14 protein-coding genes and 1 pseudogene are annotated in these 12,502 nt (G+C 38.1%); 9 read left to right on the top strand and 6 right to left on the bottom strand.

The features are described 5' to 3' along the window. A partial coding sequence (locus V6C27_09455; GenBank protein MEG6616638.1) for a transposase occupies nucleotides 1-280 on the top strand: 280 nt, incomplete at its 5' end. 308 nt (nucleotides 281-588) lie between these two features. Here the strand turns inward: V6C27_09455 and V6C27_09450 are convergent. The 4 genes from V6C27_09450 to V6C27_09435 form a co-directional block, all read right to left on the bottom strand. Continuing rightward, nucleotides 589-1,188: a hypothetical protein gene (locus tag V6C27_09450; protein ID MEG6616637.1), complete on the bottom strand. Its 600-nt coding sequence runs from the start codon at nucleotides 1,186-1,188 to the stop codon at nucleotides 589-591. 101 nt (nucleotides 1,189-1,289) lie between these two features. Further along, nucleotides 1,290-2,495, bottom strand: a complete 1,206-nt coding sequence (dgt, locus tag V6C27_09445) for a dNTP triphosphohydrolase (GenBank protein ID MEG6616636.1) — start codon at nucleotides 2,493-2,495, stop codon at nucleotides 1,290-1,292. Between the two features lie 70 nt (nucleotides 2,496-2,565). Further along, on the bottom strand, nucleotides 2,566-2,808 hold the full coding sequence (locus V6C27_09440) for a hypothetical protein (protein MEG6616635.1): 243 nt from the start codon (nucleotides 2,806-2,808) through the stop codon (nucleotides 2,566-2,568). Between the two features lie 362 nt (nucleotides 2,809-3,170). Next, entirely contained in the window at nucleotides 3,171-3,311 is a 141-nt protein-coding gene (locus V6C27_09435) for a hypothetical protein (protein ID MEG6616634.1), read from the bottom strand. 205 nt (nucleotides 3,312-3,516) lie between these two features. Here V6C27_09435 and V6C27_09430 point away from each other — a divergent pair. After that, nucleotides 3,517-4,630, top strand: a pseudogene (locus V6C27_09430) (IS3 family transposase). Between the two features lie 50 nt (nucleotides 4,631-4,680). Here the strand turns inward: V6C27_09430 and V6C27_09425 are convergent. Beyond that, nucleotides 4,681-5,073 carry a hypothetical protein gene (locus tag V6C27_09425; protein MEG6616633.1) on the bottom strand — a complete coding sequence of 131 codons (393 nt, stop codon included), beginning with the start codon at nucleotides 5,071-5,073 and terminating at the stop codon, nucleotides 4,681-4,683. Between the two features lie 360 nt (nucleotides 5,074-5,433). On the opposite strand from V6C27_09425, the gene V6C27_09420 reads away from it, so the two are divergent. Next, nucleotides 5,434-6,546, top strand: a complete 1,113-nt coding sequence (locus V6C27_09420) for a Fic family protein (protein MEG6616632.1) — start codon at nucleotides 5,434-5,436, stop codon at nucleotides 6,544-6,546. A gap of 103 nt (nucleotides 6,547-6,649) precedes the next feature. Here the strand turns inward: V6C27_09420 and V6C27_09415 are convergent, their stop codons facing one another. Then, on the bottom strand, nucleotides 6,650-7,771 hold the full coding sequence (locus V6C27_09415; GenBank protein MEG6616631.1) for a PRK06851 family protein: 1,122 nt from the start codon (nucleotides 7,769-7,771) through the stop codon (nucleotides 6,650-6,652). Between the two features lie 265 nt (nucleotides 7,772-8,036). Between V6C27_09415 and V6C27_09410 the strand changes: the two genes are divergently transcribed. Genes V6C27_09410 through V6C27_09385 form a run of 6 tightly spaced genes read left to right on the top strand, consistent with a single transcriptional unit; the run spans nucleotide 8,037 to nucleotide 12,481 of the window. Next, a complete protein-coding gene (locus V6C27_09410) occupies nucleotides 8,037-8,522 on the top strand; it encodes a hypothetical protein (GenBank protein MEG6616630.1) in 486 nt (161 codons plus the stop codon). Next, nucleotides 8,515-10,053, top strand: a complete 1,539-nt coding sequence (locus V6C27_09405; GenBank protein ID MEG6616629.1) for an ATP-binding protein — start codon at nucleotides 8,515-8,517, stop codon at nucleotides 10,051-10,053. Before V6C27_09410 ends, V6C27_09405 begins: the two co-directional genes overlap by 8 nt. A 42-nt stretch (nucleotides 10,054-10,095) precedes the next feature. Continuing rightward, nucleotides 10,096-10,797: a DUF421 domain-containing protein gene (locus V6C27_09400; protein ID MEG6616628.1), complete on the top strand. Its 702-nt coding sequence runs from the start codon at nucleotides 10,096-10,098 to the stop codon at nucleotides 10,795-10,797. A gap of 13 nt (nucleotides 10,798-10,810) precedes the next feature. After that, nucleotides 10,811-11,491, top strand: coding sequence for a DUF421 domain-containing protein (locus V6C27_09395; protein ID MEG6616627.1), 681 nt, complete (start codon nucleotides 10,811-10,813; stop codon nucleotides 11,489-11,491). Nucleotides 11,492-11,502: 11 nt separating this feature from the next. Then, a complete protein-coding gene (locus V6C27_09390) occupies nucleotides 11,503-11,874 on the top strand; it encodes a hypothetical protein (protein MEG6616626.1) in 372 nt (123 codons plus the stop codon). Between the two features lie 49 nt (nucleotides 11,875-11,923). Continuing rightward, nucleotides 11,924-12,481, top strand: coding sequence for an ANTAR domain-containing protein (locus V6C27_09385; GenBank protein ID MEG6616625.1), 558 nt, complete (start codon nucleotides 11,924-11,926; stop codon nucleotides 12,479-12,481). Nucleotides 12,482-12,502: the final 21 nt, after the last annotated feature.

The following is a 12,502-nucleotide window of genomic DNA, read 5'->3' as shown; positions in this document are numbered from 1 at the left end:
TTGGGAAAACAATTGGCTTGAATTAACCACTTACTTTAAGTACCCATATGCAATCCGTAGACTAATTTATACAACCAACGTTATTGAAGGTTATCACAGACAGTTGCGAAAAGTCACCAAAACCAAAACAGCATACCCTTCAGATGAAGCACTAACCAAGATAGTGTACTTAGCTACAATGGATATTTCAAAGAAATGGAATATGCCTGTAAGGGATTGGACACAGTGCATTTCTCAGTTTGCGATATACTTTGGCGACAGGCTGGAATCTGAATTGTAAATCTAAAAGAATCTGGGGCTTCGCCCCAAAGTTTATCGCTTTTAGTTCTCCCGAGGATAGGGGAATAGTTAAGGGGTAGCAAAAATGCCACCCCTATCCTCGGCAGAACCCCGTCAAACGCTCGGGTTGCTCTTCAGCATTGCCCTATCCTTTTGATGGGTAAGAGCCATGAATATTATCACCAATTATTGGGAAAATAATTCCCAAGGAACAATAAAATTTAAAACGGTAAGAAACCTATTTACACATAACTATTTATACTCCCGAGTGATATGGCCACCATGAGTGAAATGGTGGCCATATATTTCTTAAAAATTAAGAACTCTACACTCATAAAACACCAAATATCTCTCCCCAATGGGTTTTCTGTTTATATCTGTATTTATGGCATAACTCCATTCAACCATTACTGAACTTCTATCAAATATATAGTCTTTGTATTTGACTCGGATCCTTGCTGCATATCTAAGCAGCTCGTCAATTTCTTGCATGGTTAGAAAAGTCTCGTCACCATAGAATTGCATTTCCTTTGTTAGTCGATCTATAAATATTGTAACGTCTCTTTCGCCACCGGTGGTTAGATTCCACAAATCATTTTTCACAGCCTCAATAATAATTCTGCTTTCCTTAATTTCCATATTTCCACTTTTTATTGCTATAAAAAATGGGTAATAAATAATTAAACCGTTTTCTTTAAAATCGTTGAGAAAATTTTTGGCCACAAATTTTGCTTCTTCGGCTTTTACTCCTATTGCTCTAGGTAGATTAATGTCTTCTCCGAATCTTACGGCTACTCTAATTGTCCATAGCAAGTTTTCGTCGAATATAGTATCTTCCGTAAATATTTTCCAAGTGATAGCTGGTATGCCAATCCATTTTAGTTCGTAAAATCCCTGTAACTTGTTCATAACCCACTCCATATCTTTAATCTGTAAAATAATTCTACAAATTAAAGATTAACCCTTTTCCCATTGTTAAAATAACAAATTTAAAAATAAGGGAACTCTTACTAAACTGATATTATTCTTTCTGTAGGAGTAAATATTTTACTATACATCAGTATTGCATATCTATCTGTCATACTTGCAAGAAAGTCACACAAGATTCGGTTTGGAGTGGTATAATAGCCATCTCTTCTGGGGTAAATATCCGGATTACAGAATTTAGCATAAACATCATATGGTAATTGTTTTGGGTTTTGAGAGAAGGATCTATATAACCTATTTATTATTCTTTTTGCCTTAGAATCCATAATTTCAGCCAAGGGGCTTCCGTAAATATATTTCTCTACAAATTGTTTCATTGTATCATACTGAGTTTTATAGTTTTTTAACCTTAGAACATCGTGATTGAGGTTCCTAATGTCCTCTGGACTCTTAGGGTCTAATTCGGCAAGATGCTCAATTGTCCCTTCTACCAAATCTACCACCAATTTATTTATTATACTACTTACTCCCCAGTTTTGATCAGCATTAAACATATCCCATAATGAATCGATGTCTTTTGGGGTTAGTAGGCCACTTTCAATTAAATCACGAAGTATCCCAGAGTTTATTCCGTCCTCTAGGTCGTGTGTAATGTAGGCTATCTTATCAGCGAAATATACTATTTGGCCTTCAATACTACCTGGTTTTTCAGGTTCCAGGCTAGTATAAATTTTAGTTGTATCTTTTGTATGTTTAAGTATTCCTTCTCTTACTTCCGAAGTCAGATTTAGACCATACCCAAAGGGTAACCCCTTTTTTTCTTCTAACAACTCCACAACGCGTACACTATTTTGGTTATGTAGAAAACCACCTTCGTTTTTTAATTGGTCATTTAGATAGGATTCCACTGCATGTCCAAAAGGGGTGTGACCTAGGTCATGGCCAAGTGCAATTGCTTCGGTAAGGTCTTCGTTAACATGTAATGACCTAGCTATCCCTCTAGCAATCTGGGCTACTTCTAGGCTGTGAGTTAAACGTGTTCTAAAGTGATCCCCTTCATGATTAACAAAAACTTGGGTTTTATACATAAGCCTTCTAAAAGCTTTAGAGTGAATGATACGATCTCTATCTCTCTGAAATTCCGTTCTAGTAGGTGTATTAATAACTGGCTCATCGTAAAGCCTACTGCCTTCTTTTGGAGAAAGTACAGCATAAGGTGCTAACAGTGTCCTTTGGTCGATCTCAATTTCATCCCTAAACTTTGGCTTGAAATGTGACATTCTACCCATTCCTTTCTTTTAATATTTACTTTACCCACAGCAAAAGGGACGCCCATCTACGATGTCGTCCCTTTTGCTGTCACTGTTTTAAAATTTTAGTCAAATATACTATTGTGTTGGCTTTTACAAAAATAATCATATAACCCGATTCTACTTTAGGTTCCCTTCTAATTAGGCTTTCATCCCACATCAATACATTTAACAATGGTGGGTCTATAATTTTGCATCTAGTATCAGTTTCTGTAATTGATTCCGCCTGATAGTGTTTAATTTCAGGATAGGTAATATTCCATGCCTTAAGGACTTTACCATATTCCTCCATAGGGTCCTCCTCAAATAAAAAAGAGAATCTAGTTTGACTCCCATTTTACGCAATAAATTCCTGGGTTTCAAGTATATTATAAGCATTCATTGCCTGTTCTACAGTATATTTGGGTTTGTAGTAACGCAATTTGAGTAATATCAGTTGGCTTTTTAGGAGTAGCCGTTTTATGATATAAGTAGTGTGTGGAAGCTGATAATTCCAACCAATCTGCTTCGTTCATATTATATGGCTTAAAACTACATATTTCTTTTATATTTTTTATCTTCCTTTAATTTAAAACTGTGTATTTCCTTGTAGCTTTCCAAATTGTAAGTAACATTTGTCAAGGCCAGTGAGTAGGGGCTCTTTTTGTACCAATGCTAAGAATAATCACCGGCATAAGCGCCAAGGGCATCTGCTAAGTAAATAACCTTTTGTGCAATAATCCGATCATTAAAAGTTTCTACAGATGGAGGTCGCCCATAGGCAGTCGTTACCAGCAAACTTGTAAGAAGATTCATGTCCAAAAGTGGGAGGTATACAAATATCCCTCCGGGTTGGAGGGGTTGAAGGGTAAGAATTCAGACGTTTAGTGGAATATGAAAATCAATGTTATATGAACTGTATACATTGTTCATCTTATGAAATTTGGATAGGTTACACTTAGCTAGACAGATTTTTTAAGGTCAAGTAGACTATTAATAATAAACCTAAGGAGAGGCTACTATGACCAAACGAGAAAGAAGAACCTATACAGACGAATTCAAACAACAGATGGTGCAATTATATAATAACGGTAAGCCTAGAAAAGATATTATTCGTGAATACGAATTAACACCATCAGCTTTAGACAAATGGATTAAACAAAGCCAAAAAACAGGTTCATTTAAAGAAAAAGATAACCTAACACCAGAGCAGATCGAGTTAGCCAAGCTACGTAAAGAAAATAAGCAATTGCTAATGGAGAATGATATTTTAAAGCAAGCTGCGCTGATACTAGGACGAAAGTAATTGTGATAAAACAGAATCAACACAAATACTCGATATCAGCAATGTGCAAAGTCCTACAACTGCCTCGAAGTACCTATTATTATGAAGCTAAAGAAAGAGAGCCAGAAGAAAAACTTGTATTAGCCATTATAGATATATTTCATGCTAGCCGCCAGAACTATGGGACCGGCAAAATCAAAGTCGAGCTAAAGAAGAAAGGGGTCATCGCTTCCCGCAGAAGAATTGGCAGAATCATGAAAGAAAACGGTTTAGTATCAAAATATACTGTAGCTCAATATAAACAGCATAAAACAAGTTGTAATGAATCCCCGGTAAAAAACGAACTCAATAGACAGTTTAATCAAGACGAGCAGCTATCAGTTGTGGTTAGTGATTTAACATACGTACGTGTCGGTATGAACTGGAATTATGTATGTAGTTGACCTCTTTAACAGAGAAATTATTGGGTACAGTGCCGGCGCTAATAAAGATGCACCCCTAGTAGACAGAGCTATATCCACTATTAACGGCAATCTAAACCAGATATGTCTGTTTCATACGGACCGTGGCAATGAGTTTAAAAATAAACTTATTGACGATGCACTAGATACTTTCCACATCAAGAGATCTAAGTATGAAAGGTTGCCCTTATGATAATGCAGTGGCGGAAGCCATGTTTAAAATCTTTAAAACAGAGTTTGTAAAAGGTCGTCATTTTGATAGTTTAGAAGAACTAACTAGCGAACTAGATGACTATGTTAATTGGTATAACCATATTCGAATTCATAGCACACTTGAATATATGACACCTGTTCAATACAAATTTATGCACCTTAGAAAAATTGTCTAGTTTACTGTTGACAATCCAGGTTATCGAAAACTTAAGTGATTTAATATTTATTAGTGAAAATTTAGAGACGAATCAGGAAACTTCTGATTCTTATCTAGTCGAATCATAGAGGCAGGTGTCTCAAAGGTTTTTTTACTAACATAATCAATAGTTGTCAAGTCACCATATGAATCTAATTGTTCGGAAAGCCATACTATTATAGTTTTTCCAACATACCACATACCTAATATTTTCATTAAAAACAGATGTTCAGGTAAAATTATTTGGTTGTTGGTCATAGTATCGTCAATTAGATCGCATTTTAAAGAGTCAGCACTGGTTTTAAAAAAATCATGAACCCGGCATGTATATGGTCGGTATTCATACACTATACACTTATCATTTTCAAGAAGCGGACATGGAATATTGCCGGCCACCTTATACACTTTTTCTCGAATTCCCATAACAATGTCCCATTCGCCCTTTATTTTTGGTTTTGGGAATTTGGCAGGGTCGCTATATTTAAAATATTTCTTACAAGATGTCTTATACGACAGAAAACAATTGAAAACATGCTTATAAAGCTAAAATGACCGTGGTAAGCGGTCATTTTTTTGTCGCATAAGGCGAGGGGTGTTATAACGAAATGAATTATATAAATGATTTCAAAAAAGTCTCCTAGGGCGTGTGGTAGAATGCTTGGGGATGATAAGAATCCAAAGATTGAAAGGAAGCAATTAAAAGAACTAGAATAAAGAATTAAATTAAAGAAACACATTGTATGAATAGTTAAAATATGGTAAAATTAAATTGAGGTGAAGTGTATGGTTTACCAACCGAAGTTTGATTTTACCAACGAAATTGTAATGCTGCTCTCTCAAATAGAGTACTATCGTGGTTTAGTTACCAGCAAGACACTGCCTCTACATATATCAGAAAAACTAAAGCAAAGGGCAAGGTTAAAAACAACTCATTATTCTACCTACATTGAAGGTAATCAACTAACATTGCAGCAAGTAGAAGAAGTGGTTTCTAAACGCCCCGACAAAGAAGAAAATTACCATGAACAAGAGGCTAGGAACTATTGGAAGGCTTTATCTTTTCTTAACAAAGCAAAGTATATGAACCTGCCAGTAACCGAAGACTTTATTAAAAAATTACACAGAATAATTGAAGTAAGAGGGCCGGGTAGAAGGGGTAAAAAAAGTGAATACCGTGGGGCTACACCACCAGGGGTGTTGTTTTGTATTAGAGATAGCAAAACTGGTGCGGTGGAATATATTCCACCATATTGGGAAGAAGTGCCTGAATTAATGAAAGAACTAGTGCATTGGGTAAACAGTGAACAAACTTTACCAATACCTATAAAAGCAGCCATTACAGCATATCAACTTGTGACCATTCATCCTTTTGACGATTGCAATGGAAGATTGGCTAGAGCGTTGGCCCTGTATATATTAATGGTCAATGACTATGATTTAAAAGGTTATTTTACAGTGGAAGAGTACTATGCCAATGATTTGCAACGTTATTATAGCAGCCTACAGATGGGGTTACCGGTTACTTATTACGATGGTCGGAATAATCCCAACCTCAATCCTTGGATAACGTTCTTTTTAAATACAATGGCCCAAGCGTTTAAAGACATTGCCAATTCTGCTATGCGTTTGTATGATGCATCAGAAGGAAAACTGCTTGAACTATCAAAAAGAGAAATAAAGCTGCTTCAATTAGCACTACGATTTGAAGGCAGATCAATGTCACTGGATTTAATGGCTGAATGGTTTGAGGTGAGCAAAAGAACTATTCAAGAATGGGTAAAGGATTGGGTGGCTATTGGTTTACTACAACCGGCTTCAGGCAAAAAGCGCATTACATCCTATAATCTAGGTGGTAGGTATGCAGACCTAAAGTTAAGTGATATTGGGGAGAGGTGATAGCACGGTATACAAAAACTACTCTGACAAATGTAGTTTATATATAAGTGTAGAATAATGGGGTATAAGAAGGCACTCGCTAAGGGTGCCTTCTCAGTTAAAGTTACTTAAACTCCTCCGCATACTTCAGTATCCGCTGTAGCATTTCTTCGCGCTTGGCATTAATGGCCTCAAAGTCCATTGCTGAGATGTAGAACTTTTCCATCATGTCATGTTCGGCCTTGGCGGCGGCAATGTAGCTTAATGCCCGACAGATGGCAGCGTGTAGTCTTTCGTTACAACACTTTATTTCCCGATCGTAAACTGTCAGTATATCTTGATCGATAAATTGGTCCAGGTTATACATCTCTATCCGCTTAATTTTTGGGATGTCCTGGGGTTTAAAGTTAATGCCAGGGATGTCTTTTAGAATGGCAACCTTGATGGATGGAACAACCACCAAGTCAACCTCTTCCGGCTCTAAGGCGCAGTGGTAAACTTCGCTATCCAGTCCATGGATATTGATGGCGTCGGCGATGGTGCCAACGATGTAGGAACCAATGGCGCTGGCTTCACCCGTGATTAGATGCAGGGTTTGCACATCCTGCAGAATGCTGTCCAGATGGTGAACATTGCCCCCCGGAGTTAAGGCGGTGGCAAACAGGTGCCGTTCTTTAGGTTCGTTTTTAAACTGAGTGTCAGCTTTGCTGATAATGGACTTGGCAATTTGGTGAATTACTCCGTTCACCATGGCAAAGTTGGTGGCCTCATCGTAATAGCCATCCCGCTCATCTTTGATAACTTTAGCCTCTGCCAACTGACTATAGGCAATTTTAAACAATCGACCAACTCGGGCGTTGGTGGCCATAATTTCATTCTTATGCTGACGCAACAATCCTTCGTTCCAATACTCACCTAAGTGGAGAATTTCGTCCACTGCACCGGGATTTTTGGGATCGACCACATGCGGTGCTGTTCCGTCCAACATAGCCACCTTAATGGCAGGAATGACTACTCCATCTAAAGATCCGTTGTCAGATGAGCACCAATGGTACTCTACGTTGTAACCTCGCCCCCGCATTTCTTCTCCAACCCAGCGCATCAGCGTTGATTTGCCAACGCCTGGTCCACCTTTAATTGAAATAATTCTTGTGGCGTCTGGTTCGATCATATAATTGTAGTAAGAATAAAAACCTTTAGACGTATTGCCGCCGGGGAATACGTTTTTAACTTTACCCTTTTCCACCACATAATCCTCCTTATAGAAAGAGATAAATAGCCACCACTCAGCAGGAGGGGTATCCACTGAATGCATTTTAATTTGCATTAATTTATATACTTTAGAATTTATAAGTAGAACATTTTTCAACAGGTAATTTATGTAATGACAAATTTATTACAATGTATTATTACTCATATTTTTGTATTCAAATAACAAATTATGACAAAGGATTTTGTAGAAAGTTATCAAAAGTTACTATAATATTTAGAATTGGGAGGACGACACAACCATGAAGACAATGTTACAAAATCTTATTATACAGGGGTGGCCTGAATCTGTAGCAGTAATTATTTTCTGTTTGGCCATTTTGCGCCAAGGTTACCAATTGAGGACAGTTGTGCTTTATGGTTTTCTATTAGCCACCGCTGTTTGTTTGGTTCGAATTTTGCCGATACCTCTGGGAGTCCATACGTTGGTGGCTTGCCTAGGACTAACAATTGTTCTTCGCATATTGGCTGGGGTTTCTTTTGCAACGTCCTTTTATACCACCTTTATAGGGTTGTTTGTGCTTGCTTGCACAGAAACACTGGTTCATGTTTTATACATTACGTTTTTTGGTGATGTAGCTTACGGCGATGGTTGGCAATGGATCTTAATTGGTTGGCCACAGATTTTAATTATCATGGCGTTGACTTTACTGATAAAAAAATATAATTCAAAATCGTATAAAGTTGGAAAAACCATAGAATATAGGAGTTACGATGTAAATGATTAATAAAACTACCCCGGTGGAATATCTTAAAGAAATATATTGGGTATCTCATTTTTTGTTTTTTTGTGGTGCCTTTCTCATGGTGGTATTTGCTCAGCCAATTTACCTACATGAAAATTTCGCGGCTGTTAGTTTTAACATCGCCATGATAGCTTCCTTAGGTTGTTTTTTGTTACTAAACTACTTATTTTATAAAACATGTGAAGAGGGATTTAATTCATCCAAGTATACTTACCGCATTTTATATGCAATTGTATTAATCTGTTTCACACTATCCTTTTCTTCTATTTTTAATGTAGAAATGCATAAATTATTATACAGCGTTCCAATTGTGTTAATATCCTTAACCAGTGGTTTTTATTTAGGCTTAATATCTTCTTTGCTTTTTATGGCTAACACTGCCATCTATAGCAAAGCAGTACTAATAGAAGATATGCAGGTTTTTATTTACTACATTATCATCGCCTGGGTTGTGGGCAAAATAGCGGATGCCAATAAAGCCTATGCTTTAAAGTTAGAGGAAGAAAGAGACTTTTTAAAGGATTTAATACAAACATTTTCCGAAGGTGTTTTAATCAGTGACTTACAGGGTAAAATTATTCTTTGTAATAAAAAGGCTGAGCAAATTTTTCAAAAGGCTAATGATGAGCTTATTGGGCATGGGGAGGAAATAGTCTGGCAAAACTTTTTAGTCCCTGCAGCTAAATGGAATTCAAATTTTACAAACATGCAAATTGAAAATCATAACCATACATATCTAATCAGCAGGTTTATTTTAAAGGGTTCCAGCGAAGAAGCTAACTGTTTTGTGATAGTTATAAACGATATTACAGAACTCCAAAGGCAAAGGGGAAAAATACAACGGCTGGAAACCTTGTCTGCCATAGGCGAACTGGCAGCGGGGGCGGCCCATGAAATCAGAAACCCCCTTACTACAGTGAGAGGATTTTTGCAATTGGCACAGGCTAGAGGGGAAGGGGAGCAATTTGGTAGACTATATAACCTGGCCATAGCAGAATTGGATCGAATTAACGTCATCATCACCAGTATGTTAGAATTGTCCCGGTCAGAAAAGGGTGAGTTGAGCAGTTTAAACATTAATGAAATTATTAATGAAGTTTGGGAATTATACACCTACTCTGGACGACGGAAGGGAATAAATTATCAACAGGAGCTTGGCGACAATGTTTTACCCTTCTATGGTAGTGCACAACAAATAAAGCAGTTACTATTAAATATTATTCAAAATGCTCAAAGGGCCTGCGGAGATAACGGTACAATTATTATTAGAACGTATTCAAATGACACAACTACCTTTATTGAAATTCAGGATACCGGTAAAGGCATAGCGCCTGAACATTTACCAAAGATCATGCATCCCTTTTTTACCACCGAAGCCAATGGCACTGGCTTAGGATTGGCTATCTGTAATCGGATCATTGAAGATAATAATGGCAATGTCAAAGTAGCTAGCCAACTGGGTGTAGGCACCACCTTTACGATAATGTTTCCGGTGATGGGTGAAAACTCATAAAAACAGAAACTTTAGCCATAATACATAGGAGGGGAGATTCTTTTGGATTGGCATGGTTTTTGGTTTGGTGCAAGCCACCTACCCTGGTACATGATTGCCCTTAGAACTATAATAATTTATCTGGCCATTACCATTGCCACCGGACTGATGCACTTTCGTCATGTGGGTGGTATGGCTAGGCATAACTATTTAGTGGCGGCCGGAATTGTTGGTGTGGCCGGTGTCCGAATTCTTTCTCCCGACACATCCCTAGTGATGGGCTTAGCAACAATTGCTGTTTTAACATCCATAGGGATATTCCTTTCATATCTCGATTTAAAAGTTCCTCGAATAATGAGCTCCAAACCAGTTGCATTAATTGCCCATGGGCGTATGCAAAAAAATAACCTGCGTAAATCTAATTTGACCATTGAAAATCTACTGGGGCAACTAAGACTTCAGGGTGTTTTTAATCTGGCTGATGTAGAAAATGCCTATCTTGAAGGTACCGGAAAAGTTAGCGTTATTAAGAAGATGGAGGCCCAGCCGGCATATCGTCAACAGCTTAATTTGCCAGAGAAATTAGCCTGCCCACCTACGCAATTAATATATGATGGTGCAGTAATAGAAGAAAATTTACAGCGTTTAGCCTTAGACCAGTCTTGGTTGGCCATAGAGTTGCAAAAACAGGGATTTTCTACGCCACAAAAGGTTTTTTTTGCAGCGCTGCTTCCCGATGGTACTTTATATGCCTGCAGTCATTAGTGGTGGTGATACCATGCAAGAACTCATATTATTTGTACTTAAAGCGCTGGGTGTGGCACTGATTTTTTTAGCGGTCAACCTTTTGTTACCAAGGCGCACCACTGGGGTTTTTGCAGGCTATGATTTTGTGGTCATGTGGTTATTTGGTGGGTTGGCAGCGGCGCCTTTAGTAAACGAAAATGTTCCCTTTGTCCATGCGCTGGTTTCGATGCTGGCAGTGATGATTTGCCATTTCGGTATCTCCCGCTTGGCGGTAATGAATGCTAAACTGTCTAGGCTGGTTTCTGGGCAGGCGTTATTGCTGGTAGAAAATGGTCAGGTGTTGCGCAAAAATATGAGGCGGGCGATGATACCGTCATGGATGTTGTTGGCGGAGCTAAGGTGTGCTGGGCTGTCAGATGTTTCTCAGGTGGAATATGCCATTTTAGAAACCTGTGGCAAGATCAGCATTATTCCCAAATCTCACTTTTGGCCGGTAACATCTGGAGATTTAGGCCAACAATTGACGCCGGTGGCAGTACCATCCCTTTTAATTGAAGATGGGCAAATATTAAAAGATAATTTAGCCCGTTTAAATTATGATGTACACTGGTTGCGGCAGGAATTATATAAGCAAGGGGTAGCGAGATTGGAAGATGTATACTTAGCCAGTGTAGATGGGCATGGCAATTTATGCTTTAGTTATAAAGAATAATTGGTGGTGATGTGTTGATATCTACCGGCACCGAGCTCAACACTGCTTTGTTTATTATGAAAAGTAAAGAAAAAGAAACCGCTGCCATGTTTGCTGAGGCGGCAAAAGTCATTAATGATCCTCAAATTAAAGCTTTATTTAATGATTTGGAACAGTGCGCTCGCAATCATCATGGTAGAATTTTTGATATTTTAGGATCGGATACAAATAAAAATTTGCGCCAGTGGCTTAACAACCTGATGTGGTTAGAGATGGAGAATCATAATTTATATAATCGCTTAATGGCCCAAATTACTGACCCTTCTGCTCGCCAAATGTTTAGGGAACTTAGGGACTCAAAAATGCGCAGTATTACTTTGTTACAGAAGGAATTGTCACAGTAATAGCAGAATATTTTATTTGTGTAGCATTGTAAGAATTGGGGAGTCTGCTGTGTATGATATTCGGGTGGCAATTATAGATCCTGATAATAATAGTAGCAAAAAGATTAAAGAACAGTTAATTGCTACTGGGCATATGGTGGTTGCTGAAGCCGTCGATGGGCGAGCCGGCTTGCGCTATATTTCCCAGACACAACCGGATGTTATCTTACTTTCCATTGCACTGGGAACGGAAACGGTCAAGATAATAGAGGAACAAAGAATAGCTCCGGTAATTATTATTGCAACGGATATAAAGTGGCTAGAATCATTAAAGACAATCTGCCTTTTCGGTTTAATTACCCCAGGGATGGGTGACCTGTTATTGGAAGCAACGGTGCAGATCGCCATTCAAAATTTTAACCGGCTACGCCAATTGGAACAAGAGGTAAAAAGTTTAAAAGTAACCCTAGAAGAAAGAAAAGTAATTGAACAGGCCAAAGGACTATTAATGGAAAAGCGGGGTCTTTCCGAAAGCAAAGCCTTCCAATACATGCGTAAACTAGCTATGGACAAATGCGTGCCGATGGTGAAGGTGGCCAGGGCCATTATTAAAATGTTGCACGATTAAGTGTCACCAATTGCTACTAAA

The sequence above is a fragment of the Peptococcaceae bacterium 1198_IL3148 genome (assembly GCA_036763105.1).
GTDB lineage: Bacteria > Bacillota > Desulfotomaculia > Desulfotomaculales > Desulfohalotomaculaceae > JBAIYS01.
Note: the sequence above shows the minus strand (reverse complement) of the source record. Positions and strands in the feature narration are given on the sequence as shown.

Bases quoted from the DNA above. Each gene is read 5' to 3' on its own strand.
- V6C27_09420 (MEG6616632.1), top strand. From the start codon at position 5,434: ATGGTTTACCAACCGAAGTTTGATTTTACCAACGAAATTGTAATGCTG.
- V6C27_09410 (MEG6616630.1), top strand. From the start codon at position 8,037: ATGAAGACAATGTTACAAAATCTTATTATACAGGGGTGGCCTGAATCT.
- V6C27_09440 (MEG6616635.1), bottom strand. From the start codon at position 2,808: ATGGAGGAATATGGTAAAGTCCTTAAGGCATGGAATATTACCTATCCT.
- V6C27_09435 (MEG6616634.1), bottom strand. From the start codon at position 3,311: ATGAATCTTCTTACAAGTTTGCTGGTAACGACTGCCTATGGGCGACCT.
- V6C27_09425 (MEG6616633.1), bottom strand. From the start codon at position 5,073: ATGGGAATTCGAGAAAAAGTGTATAAGGTGGCCGGCAATATTCCATGT.
- V6C27_09405 (MEG6616629.1), top strand. From the start codon at position 8,515: ATGATTAATAAAACTACCCCGGTGGAATATCTTAAAGAAATATATTGG.
- dgt (MEG6616636.1), bottom strand. From the start codon at position 2,495: ATGGGTAGAATGTCACATTTCAAGCCAAAGTTTAGGGATGAAATTGAG.
- V6C27_09395 (MEG6616627.1), top strand. From the start codon at position 10,811: ATGCAAGAACTCATATTATTTGTACTTAAAGCGCTGGGTGTGGCACTG.
- V6C27_09450 (MEG6616637.1), bottom strand. From the start codon at position 1,188: ATGAACAAGTTACAGGGATTTTACGAACTAAAATGGATTGGCATACCA.